The sequence below is a fragment of the Actinoallomurus sp. CA-150999 genome, assembly GCF_050942425.1.
GTDB lineage: Bacteria > Actinomycetota > Actinomycetes > Streptosporangiales > Streptosporangiaceae > Actinoallomurus.
This window is the reverse complement of record NZ_CP192063.1, coordinates 10,459,680-10,477,834: the sequence shown is the minus strand read 5'-3', so window position 1 is coordinate 10,477,834 and position 18,155 is coordinate 10,459,680. Positions and strand designations below refer to the sequence as shown.

General features: G+C 70.0%; 21 protein-coding genes. 11 read left to right on the top strand and 10 right to left on the bottom strand.

Annotated elements, in window-relative coordinates; all coding sequences use genetic code 11:
* Positions 1-7: 7 nt before the first annotated feature.
* From ACQP2O_RS48290 to ACQP2O_RS48260, 7 genes are all read right to left on the bottom strand, one after another.
* A complete protein-coding gene (locus tag ACQP2O_RS48290) occupies positions 8-1,378 on the bottom strand; it encodes a TfuA-like protein (protein WP_433176384.1) in 1,371 nt (456 codons plus the stop codon).
* Positions 1,375-2,541: a YcaO-like family protein gene (locus tag ACQP2O_RS48285; RefSeq protein WP_433176382.1), complete on the bottom strand. Its 1,167-nt coding sequence runs from the start codon at positions 2,539-2,541 to the stop codon at positions 1,375-1,377. Before ACQP2O_RS48285 ends, ACQP2O_RS48290 begins: the two co-directional genes overlap by 4 nt.
* A gap of 78 nt (positions 2,542-2,619) precedes the next feature.
* Complete coding sequence (locus ACQP2O_RS48280) at positions 2,620-2,871, bottom strand: hypothetical protein (RefSeq protein ID WP_433176380.1); 252 nt, start codon at positions 2,869-2,871, stop codon at positions 2,620-2,622.
* Positions 2,872-2,953: 82 nt separating this feature from the next.
* The gene (locus ACQP2O_RS48275; RefSeq protein WP_433176378.1) at positions 2,954-4,279 is read right to left on the bottom strand and encodes a S53 family peptidase; all 1,326 of its coding nucleotides are present in this window, start codon (positions 4,277-4,279) and stop codon (positions 2,954-2,956) included.
* A gap of 62 nt (positions 4,280-4,341) precedes the next feature.
* On the bottom strand, positions 4,342-5,316 hold the full coding sequence (locus ACQP2O_RS48270; protein ID WP_433176376.1) for an ABC transporter permease subunit: 975 nt from the start codon (positions 5,314-5,316) through the stop codon (positions 4,342-4,344).
* Entirely contained in the window at positions 5,313-6,182 is an 870-nt protein-coding gene (locus ACQP2O_RS48265; RefSeq protein ID WP_433176374.1) for an ABC transporter ATP-binding protein, read from the bottom strand. The genes ACQP2O_RS48270 and ACQP2O_RS48265 overlap by 4 nt, the downstream gene beginning before the upstream one ends.
* Positions 6,179-6,571 carry a GntR family transcriptional regulator gene (locus ACQP2O_RS48260; RefSeq protein WP_433176372.1) on the bottom strand — a complete coding sequence of 131 codons (393 nt, stop codon included), beginning with the start codon at positions 6,569-6,571 and terminating at the stop codon, positions 6,179-6,181. Before ACQP2O_RS48260 ends, ACQP2O_RS48265 begins: the two co-directional genes overlap by 4 nt.
* 300 nt (positions 6,572-6,871) lie before the next feature.
* On the opposite strand from ACQP2O_RS48260, the gene infA reads away from it, so the two are divergent.
* The 8 genes from infA to truA all read left to right on the top strand — a co-directional run bounded on the left by infA (position 6,872) and on the right by truA (position 11,838).
* Positions 6,872-7,093, top strand: a complete 222-nt coding sequence (infA, locus tag ACQP2O_RS48255) for a translation initiation factor IF-1 (RefSeq protein ID WP_067912209.1) — start codon at positions 6,872-6,874, stop codon at positions 7,091-7,093.
* Between the two features lie 120 nt (positions 7,094-7,213).
* Positions 7,214-7,327, top strand: a complete 114-nt coding sequence (gene rpmJ / locus ACQP2O_RS48250; protein WP_252780562.1) for a 50S ribosomal protein L36 — start codon at positions 7,214-7,216, stop codon at positions 7,325-7,327.
* Between the two features lie 172 nt (positions 7,328-7,499).
* Entirely contained in the window at positions 7,500-7,880 is a 381-nt protein-coding gene (gene rpsM, locus ACQP2O_RS48245) for a 30S ribosomal protein S13 (protein WP_433176369.1), read from the top strand.
* A 61-nt stretch (positions 7,881-7,941) separates the two neighbouring features.
* A complete protein-coding gene (rpsK, locus tag ACQP2O_RS48240) occupies positions 7,942-8,343 on the top strand; it encodes a 30S ribosomal protein S11 (protein WP_345352785.1) in 402 nt (133 codons plus the stop codon).
* Positions 8,344-8,360: 17 nt separating this feature from the next.
* Positions 8,361-8,990 (top strand): 30S ribosomal protein S4, encoded by a 630-nt coding sequence (gene rpsD / locus ACQP2O_RS48235; RefSeq protein ID WP_360894464.1) that lies wholly within the window; start codon positions 8,361-8,363, stop codon positions 8,988-8,990.
* A gap of 94 nt (positions 8,991-9,084) precedes the next feature.
* Positions 9,085-10,098, top strand: a complete 1,014-nt coding sequence (locus tag ACQP2O_RS48230; RefSeq protein WP_252840846.1) for a DNA-directed RNA polymerase subunit alpha — start codon at positions 9,085-9,087, stop codon at positions 10,096-10,098.
* Between the two features lie 128 nt (positions 10,099-10,226).
* On the top strand, positions 10,227-10,733 hold the full coding sequence (gene rplQ / locus ACQP2O_RS48225) for a 50S ribosomal protein L17 (RefSeq protein WP_433176366.1): 507 nt from the start codon (positions 10,227-10,229) through the stop codon (positions 10,731-10,733).
* A 253-nt stretch (positions 10,734-10,986) separates the two neighbouring features.
* Positions 10,987-11,838: a tRNA pseudouridine(38-40) synthase TruA gene (gene truA / locus ACQP2O_RS48220; protein ID WP_433176364.1), complete on the top strand. Its 852-nt coding sequence runs from the start codon at positions 10,987-10,989 to the stop codon at positions 11,836-11,838.
* A 155-nt stretch (positions 11,839-11,993) separates the two neighbouring features.
* Here truA and ACQP2O_RS48215 read toward each other — a convergent pair whose 3' ends face one another.
* The 3 genes from ACQP2O_RS48215 to ACQP2O_RS48205 form a co-directional block, all read right to left on the bottom strand.
* Positions 11,994-13,178 (bottom strand): hypothetical protein, encoded by a 1,185-nt coding sequence (locus ACQP2O_RS48215; protein ID WP_433176362.1) that lies wholly within the window; start codon positions 13,176-13,178, stop codon positions 11,994-11,996.
* Between the two features lie 238 nt (positions 13,179-13,416).
* Complete coding sequence (locus ACQP2O_RS48210; RefSeq protein WP_433176361.1) at positions 13,417-14,550, bottom strand: hypothetical protein; 1,134 nt, start codon at positions 14,548-14,550, stop codon at positions 13,417-13,419.
* Positions 14,551-14,588: 38 nt separating this feature from the next.
* On the bottom strand, positions 14,589-15,284 hold the full coding sequence (locus ACQP2O_RS48205; RefSeq protein ID WP_433176359.1) for a CAP domain-containing protein: 696 nt from the start codon (positions 15,282-15,284) through the stop codon (positions 14,589-14,591).
* A 323-nt stretch (positions 15,285-15,607) separates the two neighbouring features.
* On the opposite strand from ACQP2O_RS48205, the gene rplM reads away from it, so the two are divergent.
* From rplM to glmM, 3 genes are all read left to right on the top strand, one after another.
* Complete coding sequence (gene rplM, locus ACQP2O_RS48200; RefSeq protein ID WP_433176357.1) at positions 15,608-16,051, top strand: 50S ribosomal protein L13; 444 nt, start codon at positions 15,608-15,610, stop codon at positions 16,049-16,051.
* 32 nt (positions 16,052-16,083) lie between these two features.
* On the top strand, positions 16,084-16,590 hold the full coding sequence (rpsI, locus tag ACQP2O_RS48195) for a 30S ribosomal protein S9 (protein WP_360894483.1): 507 nt from the start codon (positions 16,084-16,086) through the stop codon (positions 16,588-16,590).
* A gap of 174 nt (positions 16,591-16,764) precedes the next feature.
* Positions 16,765-18,105, top strand: coding sequence for a phosphoglucosamine mutase (gene glmM / locus ACQP2O_RS48190; RefSeq protein WP_433176355.1), 1,341 nt, complete (start codon positions 16,765-16,767; stop codon positions 18,103-18,105).
* Positions 18,106-18,155 lie beyond the last annotated feature (50 nt).

Sequence of the window (18,155 nt, the reverse complement as noted above, 5' to 3'; positions counted from 1 at the left end):
CGGGGGCTCAGTCGATGAGCGCGGCAGAGGAGTCCTGGTATCGGCGGACGACTCCGGAGGCGTGCAGGTAGAACGCGCGGGCGACCTCCATCGCCGCGGCCGCGTCGAGGAAACCGCGGTCGCGGGCGGCGGCGTCGAGCGCAGGCCCGTCCACAGCCGTCACACCCCACTGGTCGGCGATGTGGGCGCGCAGCAGGTCCTGGCGGAGGAGGTGCACGGCCCGGTGCGGAGCGGTGGCCGCCACGGCGTCGTTGAGGCTCCAGGCGGCCGCCACAGCCGCCGCGCTGTCCCGGTCCGGCTTGATGAGGAACGCCGTCCTCTCCCGAGTGGTGAGCCGGGCGTGCCCCGCCGCGTCGAAACGGGCGGAGCGGACGAGGACGCTCAGCAGTTGGTCGTCCGCGCTCAGGCCGGCGATCTCCTGGGGGCTCAACCAGTACTGTGCCTGCTCCCCGGTCAGCGAGCCTCGATCAAGGCCGCTTGCGTGTGCGGTCTCGATCGCGCGTCGCTCGACCGCGGCGGGATCGTCGCCGAGCGAGCCGCCGGTGATCCAGGTGAGGGCGACGTGACGCCACCGGGCAGGGAAGTCCGGGTCGTACAGCTGCTGGTGCTGGAGCTCCGCGACGACCGGGATCCTCCCGGCGTCCGGGCGGCGGATGTGGAAACGCGTGATCCACTGTTCGATCTGCGTCGTCCGCCATGAGGTGCCGGCCCACTCGCTCGTATCGGGCGGCGTGATTTTCCCGTCGGCCACCAGGCCGAGTGCCTCGACCGCGTCCGCGTACTTGGCGTCGACGGCCTCCCGGCCCTCCCAACGCGTCACCCGGTCGAGAGCGTCCCGCAGGTCCGCGTCGTCGGCGACCGCGTCGGCCAGCGCGCGCGGAGTCCGCTCCGGGTAGTACAGCTCCCGGGCGACGGCGAGCAGTCGGTCAGCCTCCGCCCGGCTGATCACCGCGGCGTCCACGGCGTCGCCGAGCCGCGTCCGGAGGTCGACCAGGGGGACGGACAGTGGGCGGAGATCATCGGGCGTGTGCGCGACGGCGACCTCGTCATCCGCCTCGATCCGCCCATCGCGGTACATCTCGAAGATCCGGCCGACCCCCCGCATGCCGAACGGATACAGCTCGGCGGCGCGCAGTGCGCCCATGCTGGACGCGCCGACCACGGCGACGCCTTCGGCGAGCAGATGCAGGATCTCCTTGTGCCGGACGGGAGGCGTCGAGTGGAAGACACCGTCGATGATGACGACGACGTCGCCCGCCGCGCAGCCGAGGGCGAGCAGGTCACCGTGGCGCACCGGAGGATACGTGCGCGCCTCGGGCAGGATCCGCCTGACCTGCTCGGCACCGATGGTCGGCCCGCAGAAGACATGGACGGTCACGCGGCACCCTCACCTCTCGCATCGGCCGTGGCGCGAACGCTCGAGTGCACCGTCTGCCGCGTTCCCGGGCAGAGCACCTTCACCACCGCGAACTCGTCCCGATCGGCGAGCACGACCCGGAGCGGGGACGAACCCGTGACCGCGCCGATCCGTTCGGCGAGCCGGTCCGCCTCCTCGGTGTCCGTGGCGAAGTACGTGCCGGGGAACTCGCTCGTCACCCGGTCCCACGCCTCCAACGGCCCGGGGGTCACCGGACGCGGGAAATGAACGGGACGGTACGCGGCCGACGTCAGATCGTCCCGAGTGCCGGTGATATGGGTGAGCCGTGCCTGCACGGCCTCGGTGGCGGCGCGCGACAGTGCGACGGCCGGGTCCGCGTGCGCACCGGCACCGAACATGATCGATGCCGGTGAATCCTCATGCCACAGGTGGGCGACCATGCAGGGCACGCCCATCCTGCCGGGCACGTACTCGATTTCCAGCCACGCACCGGCGCGGGCGACGCGCTCCACGAGTTCCGCGCAGTGACCGTCGGAGACGCTCGCCGGGTCGATGTACCGACGGCCCGACGCGGGGACACCCCCCACGGCGTGCACGGCATCGCGCTCGATCACCTCGTACAGGGCGTGTACGGTCGCCTCGGCGACGGTGTTCCCGGAGGCGAGGCCGTTGGAGCTCTCCATGAAGGCCGGGACCCGCCAGCCGGCCGGAGGGTGTCCCATCCGGACCGCCGCCCAGGGAACCGCCACCGGGGTCCGTTCGGCGAGGTCGGCGGCCTGGATCCAGTCCAGCCGTGTCCGCTCGGTGAGCAGGCATCCCCGCGTCCCGCCCAGCTCCGTGATCCGGTACGGGAGGTCGAGTTCCGAGGCGGGAGTGTCGGGGAGTTCGGGGGCCGGGACGGCGTTCTCCGCGTGCCAGAGTTCGACGGCCTCCATGGCCCCGGAGATCTTCGCGAGCAGGAGCGTCGCGCCCTTCCCCTGGGAGACCGAGAGCGTCGTCCCCAGCGGGCGGACCGCCATCACGACCGGAATGCCGATGATGTCCAGACCGGTGACATCGGCGAGCCGGGTGATGCCGTAGTCCCTCAGCAGCGGCCGGATCGACTCAAAGGTCTCCTCCGGTGTCCGAACGCGATGGGTGCCGGTGAAGAACACCTTCTGCATCGTTGCTCCATAGCGCGAACCGCCCCGGTCACGGCCCGTCCAGGGCCATGATCGGGGCTTTTCCGCGGGCGGGTCTGTTCAGGAGATCGGCGCGTAAACGGTCTCGTCGTTGGCGGACAGCCCGCACGTGGCGTGAGTATTCGCGTGTCCGTGCGCCGAAACGGCGTCGGTGGTGAACAACGCGTCCATGTACGTCGTCTCGTCGTTGGCCGACAGTCCACACGTGGCGTGGTAATCCGCGTGCCCGTACGCCGGAACGCCCTCGGCGGCGAACAGTCCGTCCAGATCAGCGTCGGTGGCGATGCTCTCCGGGAGTGCGTGGCTCGTCATCTGCTCTCCTTTTGCACGTTGGCCGCGGTGACCGCCCGTGGTCGGATCGAACGCCGGGGCGTTCCGCGATTCAAGATCATAACTAACGGGCGAGCAGGGGAACGAGCACGCGTGCGTTCGGGCTGCCCCAGCCGGTCACCAGGTCATAGCCGGGTACCGCGCGGTACCCGGTGATGGTCTTGTCGGAGACGGTCACGGTGTTGTCGCCCGTGGTCACGTCGTGGAAGGCCGTCCGGGAGCTGCGGCCGATGCGGTAGAGGGCCGGGTTGACGAAGCCCAGGTCGTGTCCGGCGGCCTGATCGGCCAGGGCGATCAGCCCCGCCCAGAGCGGGGTGCTGGCGCTGGTGCCGCTGGCACCGCGGATGGTGTATTTCTGGTCGCTCTCGCTGATGACCATCGCCATTCCGGTGCTGGGAGCGGCGTCGGCGGCCACGTCGGGCACCGCGCGGGCCGTATCGGAAACGTCTTTCTGATAGCCGGGTCGGGAGTACAGGTGGCTGAACCCGCCGCCGGTTCCCTGGGAGTGTGACGGGACGCTCCACGTCGTCTCGCCGACGTACGCGCCGGTCTTGTGATCGGCGGTGAAGGTCGTGCCGCCGGCGGCGAGGACGAGCGGGTCCGAGGCCGGTGCGCTGACCTCCTTGACCGGGACCCAGGCGTCCTGGGGCGTGGAGCCGGGGCAGGGCCTGCTCACGGCGCCGGTGTCGCCTGAGCCGGCGACGACCGTGACGTGGCGGTCCCGCGCCGCCCGCAGGACGGCGTGCTGCCGTGCGACCTGGGCGCGGGTGAGGCAGTGTTCGCCCCAACCAGCGCTGATCGAGATCACGTCACCTTGAGAGAGGCCGCGCCGGAGGGCACCGGTCAGCGCGGCCATGGCACTGGCGGGGCTGCTCAGGGCCGTCGGCTCGACCAATACGACGTGGATCGTCGCGGCGGGGGCGACCGCGTGCAGGATCTGGACGTCTTGCACTTCCTCCGCGGTGGCCAGCCAAGGCGAGACCTTTCCGGCGAGGGTGGCGTCGACCTTGAGCCGCACGGCGGGCAGGCCGAACAGGTCGTCGAACCGCCTCATGTCCTGGCGGATGTCGCTGACTTTCGGCGGGGCCGGCTGCTCAGCGGCGAGTGCGGGGACCACGATGGTCTTGCCGCGGCCGTCGATCCCGCGGTCCAGCAGCGGCTGGATGCCGTAGGCCACTCGGAGCTGGCGCGGGGTATAGCAGGTGGTCAGGGAATCGCAGGCCGTCGCCACACTGTCGGGTGGACTGGCCGATACGGCTCGGGCGGTGCGTTCACCCGCGGGTGCGCACCCGGCCGCGGCGATGAGCGTCACCGCCGCGGCGAGGCCCGTCGCGACCCGTATCCGCGGATGCGGTGAGACGTCCGGACGGACGCCGATTCGGACGATCACTTTTTCTCCTTGCCAGGGCATGCCGAGAGAACTCGTGGTGCTCAAGGGGTGGGTTTCGGGCGTCAGGCGCTGCGGCGGTGCAGCAGCCGGACTGCGACGCCGAGAAGTACGACGGCGAGGCCGATGAACACTGCGGCCTCGATGATCTGGAAGGTCCAGAACCGGTTCGCGGGCTGGTAGACGACTCTGAGGTGCAGTCCGAGTCCGCTCAGGTCGGCGTTGCCGCTGAGGGCTCGTCGACCGATCTGGTCCTGGATGGCGTCGGAGATGGGGTGGCCGGTCTTGTCGACGAGTTCCCTGTGGAGGATCCAGCCGGGCGTGCCCGGCGTGTTGGGCACGGCCATCGGGCCGATGCTGCCCCAGTGGCCGGTCGGAGGGAGTAGGCGGGCCGCCGGCGCCTGGTACCGCTGCCGCAGCCAGTACTCGACCGGAAGGCGTACCGCCATGAAGGCGGCGAATGCCGCGGCGATCGCCGGGACGGTGCGGCGGAACCGCAGTCCGGCCAGGACGCCCGCCGCGAAGGCGAAGAGGGTGTATCCGGTGAGGGAGAGCCCCTCGAGATCGAATGCTCCTGGCGAGAACCTGCTGGACACGTCGTCTATCGGGCTGCGGAACCAGGCGAAGACGGCGCTGAGGCTCGCGCTGATCACCACGATCCCGAGACCGACCAGCAGGATCTTCATGGTCAGCCAGCGGGTTCGGGGTACGGCCTGGGTCCAGGCCAGCCGCCAGGTACCGTGCTCGTACTCGCGGCCGAGCAGTCCCGCGCCGACGATCGCGCCGATCAGGCCGGGTATCGGAGTGAACCAGGTCAGCAGGTGGTTGGCGACGCCGTTGAACTGGTCCATGAACGTGGACATGGCCGACTGGCAGGCCTCGCCGTCGGTGCCCTGAGCCAGGCACGGTCCGATGCCGTGCTCGGTGTAGGAGCTGCGGATCGCGTGGCCGTACGGCAGGAAGACCAGAGCGGCCAGGCCGATCAGCGCCAGGCCGGCGAGCGCCTGGGCGCGATGCTGCCGCCAGGTGAGCCAGATCATCGGGCGATCTCCGTCGGTTGCTCGAGGTAGGCGAGGATGAGCTCTTCCAGCCCGACCGGGTGAGATCGCCACGTCGGGTGCAGCGCGGGCCCGTCGGTCCCGGTGCGGACCAGCAGATCGGTGTGGCGGTCGCTGTGCGTGGCCCGTACGAGCCCGGGGACCGGCGGCTCGTCGTCGGTACGTGGCCCGGTGAGCATCCGGTGGCCGGCCAGTACGTCCTCGATCTCACCGGCGAGCTGGAGCCGGCCGCCCTTGAGGAGGACCAGCCAGTCGCAGACCGGCTCCAAGTCGGCGATCACATGCGAGGACAGCAGGACGGTGATCTCGTCTTCGGCGACGGCGGCCATCACCGTGCGCATGAAGTCGCGGCGCGCGATCGGATCGAGGTTGGCCAGTGGCTCGTCCAGCACGAGCAGTGCGGGGCGCTTGGCCAGGGCCAGCGCCAGCGCGACCTGGGCCTGCTGGCCGCCGGACAGTGCTCCGGCGCGCTTGGCCAGGGGGATCCCGAGCTCCTCCAGCCGTCGTTCGGCCAGCGGCTGGTCCCAGCGCAGGTTGAGCGAGCGGCCCATCCGCAGCAGGTCGGCGACCGAGAAGGCCGGATAGAGCGGGTGTTCCTGGGCGACGAAGCCGACCCGGGCCAGCGCCTCGGCCGAGCCGGCGCGGGCGTCCTGGCCGAAGACCTCGACGCTGCCCTCGGTCGGGCGCAGCAGGCCGGTGACCAGCTGCAGAAGGGTGGTCTTGCCGGCGCCGTTCGGGCCGACCAAGGCGATCACCGACCCGGCGGGCAGCCGTACGGAGCAGTCCCGCAACGCCCACGTCCGGCCGTACCGCATGCCCAGCCCCTTGATCTCCAGCGCCGGGCTCATGCCACGCCCTCGGCCCGCAGCTCGTTGCGGATGGTGGCGAACATGGCCGTGACCGTCTCGTCGTCCAGCCCGGCGGCATAGGCGTCGCGAACCCACTGCTCGAGCGAGCGCCGCAACCGGGCGTACGGCCCTGGGGCCACCGGCTCGACGGAGGCGGTGATGAAGGTGCCCTGCCCCGGCCGGGCGGTCACCATCCCTTCGTTCTCCAGCTGGCGGTAGGCCTTCACCGCCGTGTTCGGATTGATCGCCAAGGAGGCGACCACCTCCTTCACGGTCGGCAACTGGTCCCCGGTCCGCAGGTAGCCCAGCAGCAGGGCCTGGCGCACCTGGTGGACGATCTGCAGGTAGGGCGGGACGCCGCTGGATCCGTCCAATCGGAACTGGAACACCCTTCATCCCTTCTTCTATGATGTTAGTAGAACGGTAGTGATCGTTCCGGGACGGCGTCAAGGCGAGGTGTACGAGGGTCGCTTGGTGCGGGGCGGAATGAGGCGGCCCCTCTGCGGGTTGGGGGAGGAGGAGTTACGCCTCCGACACGGAGTCCGGACGCGGATTTCGTATTCCGTGGGCGTGTGACGTACACTCTTTTGTCGGTCCCGTGTTGGCTCATGCCCGCACGCCTATGCTGCGTGCCGGGTGCTCCACGGAGGCCGTTCTCCTGACGAACCGATCAGTGAAGCGCGGAGGACATGCCCAAAAAAGAAGGGGCCATCGAGATCGAAGGCACCGTCGTCGAGTCGCTCCCGAACGCCATGTTCCGGGTGGAACTCGACAACGGGCACAAGGTGCTCGCCCACATCAGCGGAAAGATGCGGATGCACTACATCCGTATCCTGCCCGATGACCGCGTCGTCGTGGAGCTGAGCCCCTACGACCTCACGCGCGGTCGGATCGTCTACCGCTACAAGTAACCACCCACTGGGGTTGCCTTCCCCGCGTATAGTCGGTTGGTGAGCGGCTTCGGCAGTGATGCCGTCGTGGCTCGTCGGCGGACTCGGCAGCGCGGGGGTGACCCTGCAAGAGGAGACCCAGTGAAGGTCAAGCCGAGCGTCAAGAAGATCTGCAGCAAGTGCCGCATCATCCGTCGGCACGGCCGGGTCATGGTCATCTGCGATGACCCGCGCCACAAGCAGCGTCAAGGCTGACGACAGAGGCACCGCCGCGCCATCCACACGACGTGACATGGCGCGGCCGTACATATTCCGACGTTCCGCGGCTCCGTAAGGAGCAACCCCCGGTCGGAGGCCGGGGCCTCACCCGGGCAGGGGTGGGGATGCGGTGCGCAGACCTCCGTGAAACAGAAGGGAACTGCCCGAGATGGCACGCCTCCTCGGCGTCGACCTCCCGCGCGACAAGCGCCTCGAGGTCGCTCTCACCTACATCTTCGGCATCGGCCGCACGCGTGCGCTCGAGACGCTGAAGGAAACCGGCATCAGCGGTGACCGTCGGGTCCACGAGCTCGGTGACGATGAGCTGATCCAGCTCCGTGACTGGATCGAGGCCAACTACCGGATCGAAGGCGACCTGCGCCGCGAGATCCAGGCCGACATCCGTCGCAAGATCGAGATCGGCTGTTACCAGGGCATCCGGCACCGTCGTGGCCTGCCGGTGCACGGTCAGCGGACGCAGACCAACGCGCGTACGCGCAAGGGCAAGAAGAAGACGGTCGCCGGCAAGAAGAAGACCGGCAAGAAGTAGTAGTCCTCGGCCCCCCGCCCGGGGCCGACGGATCGACGACCTCCAGGAGACTTGAGAGCAGATGCCGCCAAAGAGCCGCCCCGGCGCCAAGAAGGTGCGCCGGAAGGAAAAGAAGAACGTCGCTCACGGGCACGCCCACATCAAGAGCACGTTCAACAACACGATCGTCACGATCACGGACCCCGTGGGCGCCGTGATCGCGTGGGCCAGCGCCGGCCACGTGGGCTTCAAGGGCTCGCGTAAGTCGACGCCGTTCGCCGCTCAGATGGCGGCCGAGGCCGCCGCGCGCCGCGCCATGGAGCACGGCATGCGCAAGGTCGACGTCTTCGTGAAGGGCCCGGGCTCGGGCCGCGAGACCGCGATCCGGTCGCTGCAGGCGACCGGCCTCGAGGTCGGTTCCATCCAGGACGTCACCCCGGTGCCGCACAACGGGTGCCGCCCGCCGAAGCGCCGCCGCGTCTGAGTTAGGGAAGAAGAGAGATGGCTCGATACACCGGCGCCGACTGCAAGCTGTGCCGCCGCGAGAAGATGAAGCTGTTCCTCAAGGGCAGCAAGTGCGAGGGCCCGAAGTGCCCGATCGAGATCCGGCCGTACCCGCCGGGTGAGCACGGTCGTGGCCGTCCCAAGGAGAGCGAGCACATGCTCCAGCTCCGGGAGAAGCAGAAGGCCCGTCGCATCTACGGCGTCCTCGAGGCCCAGTTCGTCAACTACTACAAGGAGGCGAACCGCCGGACGGGCAAGACGGGTGACAACCTGCTGAGCCTGCTCGAGCGCCGCCTCGACAACGTGGTCTACCGCGCGGGCTTCGCCAAGAGCCGCGACATGGCCCGTCAGCTGGTCAAGCACGGTCACTTCACGGTCAACGGCCGGAAGGTCGACATCCCGTCGTTCCGCGTGAGTGAGCGCGACATCATCGAGGTGCGCCAGAAGTCCCTCGAGGACACCCCGTTCGTGGTGGCCCGGGCCGAGGTCGGCGAGCGTCAGGTCCCGGCCTGGCTCGAGGTCGTCCCCGACCGGATGCGCATCCTCGTGCACTCCATGCCGGTCCGGCAGCACATCGACGCGCCGGTCCAGGAGCAGCTCATCGTCGAGTGGTACGCCAAGCGCTGACGTCCACTCGTGCGGGCGCACGCCCTCCGGCGTGCGCCCCGCAGTGCGAGATCGCGGCAGTCATATAGCGGGCGCCGCGGGAAGGAAGTAAGAAATGCTGATCGCACAGCGACCGACCCTCACCGAGGAGCAGGTCGACGAGTTCCGGTCGCGGTTCACGATCGAGCCGCTGGAGCCGGGCTTCGGCTACACCATCGGCAACTCGCTCCGCCGTACGCTCCTGTCCTCCATCCCGGGTGCCGCCGTCACGAGCATCCGGATCGAGGGCGTCCTGCACGAGTTCTCCACGATCCCGGGGGTCAAGGAGGATGTCACCGACATCATCCTGAACCTCAAGGAGCTCGTCGTCTCCTCCGAGCACGACGAGCCGGTCGTGATGTACCTCCGCAAGCAGGGCCCCGGTGAGGTCACCGCCGCCGACATCGCGCCGCCGGCCGGTGTCGAGGTGCACAACCCCGAGCTGCACATCGCCACGCTGAACAACAAGGCGAAGCTGGAGATGGAGCTCACCGTGGAGCGTGGCCGTGGCTACGTCTCCGCCGCCCAGAACAAGCAGCCGGGTCAGGAGATCGGCCGGGTTCCGATCGACTCGATCTACTCCCCGGTGCTGAAGGTCACCTACAAGGTCGAGGCGACGCGTGTCGAGCAGCGCACCGACTTCGACCGGCTGATCGTCGACGTCGAGACCAAGCCCGCGATGCTGCCGCGCGACGCGGTGGCGAGCGCCGGTAAGACCCTGGTCGAGCTGTTCGGCCTGGCCCGGGAGCTCAACGTCGAGGCCGAGGGCATCGACATGGGCCCGTCCCCGACGGACGCCGCGCTCGCGGCGGACCTGGCGCTGCCGATCGAGGAGCTCAACCTCACGGTCCGGTCCTACAACTGCCTCAAGCGCGAGGGCATCCACACCGTGGGTGAGCTCGTGGCCCGCAGCGAGCAGGACCTTCTCGACATCCGCAACTTCGGTGCCAAGTCGATCGAAGAGGTCAAGCAGAAGCTCAACGACATGGGCCTCACGCTCAAGGACTCCCCGCCCGGGTTCGACCCGACCGCGGCGGCGGACGCCTACGGCGACGAGGACCAGAGCTACGCGGAGACCGAGCAGTACTAGTCATATCGGTCGCGGGCGATCCTCAGGGGTCGCCCGCGGTCACCGATACTCGGTGAGGCGTACGGCCTCGCCGGACCGACACCGGTACCTCGTACGGCCGGTGCGGGTTGAAACAAGGAGAGGGATTCATGCCCACGCCCACCAAGGGCCCTCGTCTCGGCGGCAGCCCGTCTCACCAGCGGCTGATCCTGGCGAACCTCGCCACGGCCCTGTTCGAGCACGGTCGCATCACGACGACCGAGGCCAAGGCCCGGCGGCTGCGTCCGCTGGCGGAGAAGCTGATCACCAAGGCGAAGCGCGGTGACCTCGCCGCGCGGCGTCAGGTTCTCACCGTCGTGAAGGACAAGGGCGTCGTCCACACGCTCTTCACCGAGATCGGCCCGCGGTTCGAGAACCGCCCGGGCGGTTACACCCGGATCACCAAGCTCGGCCCGCGTAAGGGCGACAACGCCCCGATGGCGCTGATCGAGCTGGTGGAGGAGGCCGCGCCGTCCGCGGTGACGACCCGGACCACGGCCGCTCCGGCCACGGAGGCCCCGGCGCCCGCCGTCGAGGAGACCGAGGAGACCCCGGCGGCTGAGGCTCCGGCCGAGGCGGCTCCGGCGGACGACATCGAGGCTGACGACAAGAAGTAGCTCGACGTTTACGACGACGCCCGCCGTGCCCCTACGGGACGGCGGGCTCGTTGTTTGAAAGACTTGTGCTTCGACCTGCTCTTCCGCCGACGGCGGGAGGCTCGACCACTCATGAAGGGGAAGCCGGTGGACCGCTCCGCCTCGCGCGGATGGCCGCGGCTCAACGGTCTCCTCGGCTCGCTCACGGTAACAGGAGGGGGGCGGCGGCGTTCCCGGTTCGGCGCTTGACCGAAGGCCGGACGCCGCGATCCCGATGACCGCTCTGGTACGTCTCCGGCTCGACCTCGCCTACGACGGGGCCGGCTTCGCCGGCTGGGCGCGTCAGCCCGGGCGACGGACCGTGCAGGGCGTCATCGAGGACGCCCTGGGAAGGGTGCTGCGGCTCGACCCGCCGCCGGTGCTGACGGTCGCGGGCCGTACGGACGCCGGGGTCCATGCGCATGGCCAGGTGGCGCACGTCGTCGTCCCGGTCGCCGCCTACGCCCAGGTCAACGGCACGCTGCCGCGGCGCATGGCGGGCGTTCTCCCGCCCGACGTCCGGATCCGGCGCATCGAGCAGGCGCCGGAGGGCTTTGACGCGCGGTTCTCCGCGCTGTCGCGCCGGTACGCCTACCGTGTCTGCGACAACCCGGTCGGCGTCGATCCGCTGCGGCGCCACGAGGTGCTCTGGCATCCGCGCCCCCTGGACCTGGACCGGATGAACGCCGCGAGCGCGCTGCTGCTGGGCGAGAACGACTTCGCCGCGTACTGCCGCAGGCGCGAGGGCGCGACGACGATCCGGCGGCTGGTGCGCTACGACTGGGAGCGCGAGTCGGCCGACGTCGCCGTCGCGACCGTCGTCGCCGACGCGTTCTGCCACTCCATGGTCCGGGCCATCGTCGGCGCGCTGCTGGCGGTCGGAGATCGCCGCAGGCCGGTCGAGTGGCCGGCGGAGGTGCTGGCCGCGGGCACCCGCGACTCGGCGGTCCAGGTGCTCCCGCCGCATGGGCTGTCGCTGGAGGAGGTCACCTACCCGGAGGCCGGGCTGCTGGCCAGCCGGGCCCAGGAGACCCGTCGGGTCCGCGTCCTCGGCGTGACACCGGCGGAAGAGCGCCAGGCCGGCTGACACGGACGAATGACGACGCCGGGTGTGCACGCGTGGTGTACGCCCGGCGTCTTCGTGATGGTGGTCAGGCGATGACGGACTCGGTGTACGTGAACTGAGTGATCCGTCGGCCGTTCTGGAGCCGTACGGGCCGGCGCGCCGCCGACCCGCCCCGCTCAGTCGCCCTTCTGGCGAGCCTCGATCGGCTTGATCGTGTTGTCGCGGAAGCCCGTGCTGACGTCCTTGAGGGTATTGTCGTCCGGCTTCGGCTTGTGCGCGTCGGCGTACATGGCGTACGCGTAGATGATGTACCGGCCGCGCACCACGCTCACCGGGTATCCGCCACCCTGGTCGATCTTGGGGGCGTCGGTCGCCTTCATGCCGCGGAACCACTCGTAGTGCGCCGTGTCCTGGGACTTCATCGCGGAATACGCCGCGGCGTCCGTCGGCATCGCCGCGATGCCGGTGGTCACGGCGATCTTCTTGTCGTCGGAGACGAAGGTCGCCCGGACGACCCTGCGGCAGTGCTGGCGGGTCAGCTCCTGGCTGAACGCTCCGTTGGCGGTCAGGTAGCACTGGTTGTTGGGCACGGTCTTCATCAGGAGGAAGGTGTGCCCGGCCACCTTGATCTTGGTGTTGGGGAAGACCTCGTCGACGCTCAGGGGCGTGGGATCCTTCTTCTCGTCCCTGATGTCGATGGGCGTCGGCTTGGGCTTCGGCTTGGGTTTCTCGGAGGTCTTGGCGGGCGTCGGAGAGGTCACGACAGGCGTGGGCGTCGGCTGCGTGGCATGCGTCGGCGGGGCGGCCGTGTGCTTCTTCGGCGCGTCGTCGGACATCGTCGTGTAGGCGAGGACACCGCTGCCCCCGAGCAGGAGCGCCGCCAAGGCGCCGCCGCCGATGAGGACCGCCCCGGGCACGCCGGCGCCGCCCCGCCCTGACCAGCCGGGCCGGCGGGGTCCGTGTGGCCCGCGGGGCCCGCCGGGTCCGGGTTCTCCGGAGCCGATCTGAGGCGTCGGCCGGGTGCCGTCCATCTCGGGCTCGGGCTCCGGCTCCGTGGCCTCGTCCGGGACCGTCCCCGGCGGGAGGATCGCGTCGGGGGTGAGCGGCGGGGTGGTGCTCTCCGCCGCGGACAGCGGCGGTTCGCCCTCGCGGCGCGCCACCGACCTGCTCGGCTCCGGCTCCAGCACGTCCGTCACGGTCTTCTCGGCGGCGTCAGCGGCCGTGTCCGCGAACGGGGACGCCGCCCCGGTGGCCGGGCCGGACGGCGTCGGATTGGAACCGTACGGGGCCGCGAAGGACACGGTTGCGTTTGCGTCCGGATCGGGAGGGAAATGCCCGGGGCGCGGGGGTGGCGCGGTCATGCTCTCCTCGACGTCGGGCGTCGGGGGCGGTCCGGGAGGGGCCGGGTCGCCCGGCGGCGCATCGGCGGTCTGGGGGGTGACGTGGGGGGCCTCGGCCAGGGGGTCGCCGCCGCCGGGCCCCGGCGGTGCCGGGGGCGGCGGATACGGCGGCGGAGGCTCCGGCCCTTCCTTTTCGGACGGTACGAAAGTCTCGTCACGGCCAGACATGGGTCACTAGATTATTAGCGAATGGCGTTCATTATGCCGGTTTGCCGACCATTGACCGATAGTTCAGGGCTGGTCGCAGATTGCTACCTACTGTCGCATTCTGTACAAACGCGGTGACGCCGGAGTAATCGCTCGTGGCGATCTTCTTTCCGTTCGGGTACTGCACCCAGCTCATGATCAGATAATGGCCCTCGGGATCGGCGGTCGTGAGCGACAGGCCCTTGCCGATCTTGCTGGTGCTTCCCGCACCCGGCAGCGGCACGATATACGCGTCCTTCGGGCGGGACGCCTTCTGTGCGGCGCTGGCCACGCTGTCCGTCTTGAGGTTGAGCACGCCGATGGTGCCGATGAACTTGCCATTGCTGAACGTCGCCCGCAGCACCTGGGTGCAGCCCGCCCGCTTGATGGCCTTGCTGAAGGTCGTGCCGTGCACGGCCGTCGCGCACTTGGGGTCCGCGCGGCGCGTCGTCAGCACGTAGCTGCGGCCGCCGGCCTTGAACTTCTTGTTCTTGAAGACCTCGTTCAGCGTCAGCGGCTCCGGGTCGGTCGCCCGGCTCGCGAGTCGCTGGCCCTTTCCGGTCTCGGTCGGCGTGGGCGTCGGGTTCGTCGTCGGCGACTGCTTCGGGGCGGCGGCCGCCTTGGTGCTCGCCGTCGGCTTCGGCTTGTCGTCACCGCCGCCGCCGGACAGTGCGAAGGCCGCTCCACCGCCGAGGACCACGACGCCGGCGGCGACGGCCGCACCGATGATCAGGGGCTTCTTTCCGGAGCCGGACCGCTCCTCGCCGCCGGGGGCGAAGGGCGCCGCCTCCTCGCCGTACCCGCCCGAGACGTCGCCGTACCGGCCGGGGCCTCCAGGAGGCCCGTAGCCGCCCGCTCCGCCCCCGTACGGGCCTTCCGCGGGGCCGCCGGCCTCCTGGCCGTAGAACCGTGTCTCCTGGTCGGACCCGCTCGGCTGCTGAGCGCCGTAGGGAGAAGCCTGGTCGTACGAGGGTGGGCTGCCGTACCGGTTCGCGGGCTCCTCGTCATGGCGAGCGCCGGCGCCGTACGGGCGGTCGAAAAGTGAGCCGCTGCCGGTGGCCTGGTCCTCGGCCGGGCCGTACTGCGACTGCGGCGGCTGTGGGGGACCCCAGCCGCCGGGTTGCTGTTTATCACCCGGAAAAGCCATGAAAGCGACCCTACCTGGTCGAATGCGTGATCAGGCGGTCACTGATAGCCGAAGTCCTGCGTCCACCAAGGGCCGCCTGAGCCATACGCGACGCCGATTCCAACGGCCTTGAGCTTGCAGTTAAGGATGTTCTCCCGGTGCCCCGGACTGTTCATCCACCCTTGTATAACGGCGGCCGCAGTCGGGTAGCCCTTCGCGATGTTCTCCGCGCCGGGGGTCGTGTAACCGGCCGCCTTGATGCGGTCCCAGGGGCTTCGCCCGTCCAGCGAGTTGTGGTCGAAGTAATTTCGGTCACGCATGTCCGCCGAGTGCAGCCGGGCCGCGGTCCGCAGCCGGGTGTCCACCCGCAGGGCCGTGCAGCCGTGCTGGGCGCGCTGAACGTTGGTGAGGCGGACGGCCTCGCTCTCCGCCCGGGCGGCGGCCGTCGTCCCTCCGCTCGTCGGCGCGGTGGCGGTCTTGGTCGACCGGGTGGCGCGCGGAGTGGCGCTGTGCGAGGGCTTCGGCTTCTTGGTCGGCCTCTTGGGCCGGTGGGGCGTCGCGGACGGGCTCGCGCTGGGGGTGGAGGGGTGGACCGCCGCGCCCTGGGGGCTGGGGGCGACGAGGTCGCGAGCGGGGCTGGTGATCGGCGATGGAGACTGCCGTTGCGCGGCGCTCCAGAGTGAACGGGCGGCGAAACCGCCGGAGACGAAGACCGCGATCGCCAGCAACACGAATGCCTGGACGCGGCGTTTCACGCGCTTCGCGGACAGGGGAGCCTCCTGGGGGGAGCGGAGGACCAGCACTATATGCCCGCGAAGCACACCAAGTCCGACGTTCTTGGATACTCCCAGGTATATGGTGTCCGGGAGGGACAGCCGTACGATCGTCGCGTCTGACGACTGAAGGGCGGCTCGCAGCGCTCGCTTTGCTCGCTGGCGCGTGGGCCGGTATTCTGCTAGTTCGTTGTGTGCGTCAGCGTGCCCGTGATCGGGTCGCTCGACCCACCGGGCCTGCGGCGGCACAGACCGTCCGGCGGACCCAGTCTCTGTTGTCAGACACGAAACGAAGGCTTACGACCGTGCGCACCTACACCCCTAAGCCTGCTGACGTTCAGCGTCAGTGGCACGTCATCGACGCGACCGATGTCGTGCTGGGTAGGCTGGCCAGCCAGGTCGCGACACTGCTTCGGGGTAAGCACAAGCCGATCTACGCCCCACATCTCGACACGGGTGACTTCGTCATCATCATCAACGCCGACAAGGTGGCGCTGTCGGGCAAGAAGCTCGAGCAGAAGAAGGCCTACCGCCACTCCGGCTACCCCGGCGGTCTGCGCTCCGTCACCTACGCCGACCTGATGAAGAAGAACCCCGAGCGCGCCGTGGAAAAGGCGATCAAGGGCATGCTTCCCAAGAACTCGCTGGGCCGCAAGATGGCCAGCAAGGTGAAGGTCTACGCCGGCCCGAACCACCCGCACCAGGCGCAGCAGCCGGTTCCCTACGACATCAAGCAGATCGCGCAGTAACGCGCGGCATCGAAAGAGATCTGAGGAGTACCGTGGCCGAGCCCACCGGTGTCGAGACGCCCATTGAGGGCGCCGAGTTCGAAGAGTACGTGGGGGACTACACCTCCGAGTCCGCGGAGGTCGTCGTCGAAGACGCTCCTCGCCCGGTGCTGACCGGCCCGGCCGCCGGCACCGGCCGCCGCAAGGAGGCCATCGCGCGCGTCCGCATCGTCCCGGGCTCCGGCAAGTGGACGATCAACGGCCGCTCCCTGGACACGTACTTCCCCAACAAGGTCCACCAGCAGGTCGTGAACGAGCCGTTCGTGACCCTCGGCCTTGAGGACCAGTTCGACGTCATCGCCCGCGTGGGCGGCGGCGGCGTGACCGGCCAGGCCGGTGCGCTGCGGCTGGGCATCGCCCGCGCCCTGCAGCTGGTCGACCCCGACAACCGCCCGGCCCTGAAGAAGGCCGGCTTCCTCACCCGTGACGCGCGGGCGAAGGAGCGGAAGAAGTACGGCCTCAAGAAGGCCCGTAAGGCTCCGCAGTACAGCAAGCGTTGATCCTGCCTGTCCGCCGCTCCGACCGTTCCGCCCGTGTGGCGGCCCGGGTCGGCGGACAGGATCTCGGCGGTCCCGCCACGCGGTGGGGCCGCTGATCGCTTTTCTTCCGCGGTCGCGTCTCGGCGAGCGGATCGGGGCGCGGCCAGTCCGTGCTTTCGATCGTGGGGTGTTGTAGTGGCGCGTCTGTTCGGGACCGACGGCGTACGCGGGGTCGCGAATCGCGACCTGACGGCTCACCTCGCGCTCGACCTGTCGGTCGCGGCCGCCCGCGTCCTCGGCGAGGTCGGCGCGTTCGAGGGACACCGGCCCGTCGCGGTGGTCGGCCGGGACCCGCGCGCCTCCGGTGAGTTCCTCGAGGCCGCCGTCGTCGCCGGCCTCGCCTCCGCCGGCGTCGACGTCCTCCGGCTCGGCGTGCTCCCCACCCCCGCCGTGGCGTACCTCACCCAGTCGCTCGGCGCGGACCTCGGCGTCATGCTCTCCGCGTCGCACAACCCCGCGCCCGACAACGGCATCAAGTTCTTCGGGCGCGGCGGGCACAAGCTCCCCGACGACATCGAGGACCAGATCGAGGCCCACCTCGGCCAGGAGTGGGCCGGCCCGACCGGGCCCGGCGTGGGGCGGGTCCGCGACGCGCAGGGTGAGGTCGAGAGCTACATCGCCCACCTGCTGTCGACGCTGCCCGGCTCCCTGGACGGCGTGCGCGTCGTCGTCGACTGCGCCCACGGCGCCGCCTCGGGCGTCTCCCCGGAGGCCCTGCGCCGCGCCGGCGCGTCCGTCGTCGCCATCGGCGCCTCGCCCGACGGCCTGAACATCAACGACGGCTACGGCTCCACTCACCTGGAGCGGCTGCAGCGCGCGGTGATCGAGAACGGCGCGGACGCCGGCATCGCCCACGACGGCGACGCCGACCGCTGCCTCGCCGTCACCGCCTCCGGCGAGGCCATCGACGGCGACCAGATCATGGCGATCCTCGCGCTCGAGTTGCGGGACGCCGGCAAGCTGCCCGGTGACACGGTCGTCGCCACGGTCATGTCCAACCTCGGGTTCAAGCTCGGCATGCGCGACCAGGGCCTGAGCGTCGTCGAGACGGCCGTCGGCGACCGCTACGTCCTGGAGGCGATGAAGGCCGGCGGATTCACCTTCGGCGGTGAGCAGTCCGGCCACGTCATCATGCTCGACCACGCCACCACCGGCGACGGCGTGCTCACCGGACTGCACCTCCTGGCCGCCATCGCCCGCCGGGGCCGCCCGCTCGACGAGCTCGCCAAGGTGATGACCCGGCTGCCGCAGGTGCTCATCAACGTCAAGGGCGTCGACAAGTCCAAGGCGAAGACCTCCCCGGAGCTGGCCGCCGCGGTCGAGGCCGCCGAGACCGAGCTCGGCGACAGCGGACGAGTGCTGATCCGTCCCAGCGGCACCGAGCCGATGGTCCGCGTCATGGTCGAGGCCCCCGAAACGGAGCAGGCCCGCGCCGTCGCCGAGCGCCTCGTCGAGGTCGTCCGAACCGCTCTCTGAGTTTCGGAGCGACTCTCGATCCGAGTGCTCCGACCATCGTCATCACTTTA

Coding starts and splice junctions, on each gene's coding strand:
- rpsD (WP_360894464.1), top strand. CDS start 8,361: ATGGCTCGATACACCGGCGCCGACTGCAAGCTGTGCCGCCGCGAGAAG.
- truA (WP_433176364.1), top strand. CDS start 10,987: ATGACCGCTCTGGTACGTCTCCGGCTCGACCTCGCCTACGACGGGGCC.
- rpsM (WP_433176369.1), top strand. CDS start 7,500: ATGGCACGCCTCCTCGGCGTCGACCTCCCGCGCGACAAGCGCCTCGAG.
- ACQP2O_RS48210 (WP_433176361.1), bottom strand. CDS start 14,550: ATGGCTTTTCCGGGTGATAAACAGCAACCCGGCGGCTGGGGTCCCCCA.
- infA (WP_067912209.1), top strand. CDS start 6,872: ATGCCCAAAAAAGAAGGGGCCATCGAGATCGAAGGCACCGTCGTCGAG.
- ACQP2O_RS48270 (WP_433176376.1), bottom strand. CDS start 5,316: ATGATCTGGCTCACCTGGCGGCAGCATCGCGCCCAGGCGCTCGCCGGC.
- ACQP2O_RS48215 (WP_433176362.1), bottom strand. CDS start 13,178: ATGACCGCGCCACCCCCGCGCCCCGGGCATTTCCCTCCCGATCCGGAC.
- ACQP2O_RS48265 (WP_433176374.1), bottom strand. CDS start 6,182: ATGAGCCCGGCGCTGGAGATCAAGGGGCTGGGCATGCGGTACGGCCGG.
- ACQP2O_RS48280 (WP_433176380.1), bottom strand. CDS start 2,871: ATGACGAGCCACGCACTCCCGGAGAGCATCGCCACCGACGCTGATCTG.
- rpsK (WP_345352785.1), top strand. CDS start 7,942: ATGCCGCCAAAGAGCCGCCCCGGCGCCAAGAAGGTGCGCCGGAAGGAA.
- rplQ (WP_433176366.1), top strand. CDS start 10,227: ATGCCCACGCCCACCAAGGGCCCTCGTCTCGGCGGCAGCCCGTCTCAC.
- ACQP2O_RS48285 (WP_433176382.1), bottom strand. CDS start 2,541: ATGCAGAAGGTGTTCTTCACCGGCACCCATCGCGTTCGGACACCGGAG.
- ACQP2O_RS48230 (WP_252840846.1), top strand. CDS start 9,085: ATGCTGATCGCACAGCGACCGACCCTCACCGAGGAGCAGGTCGACGAG.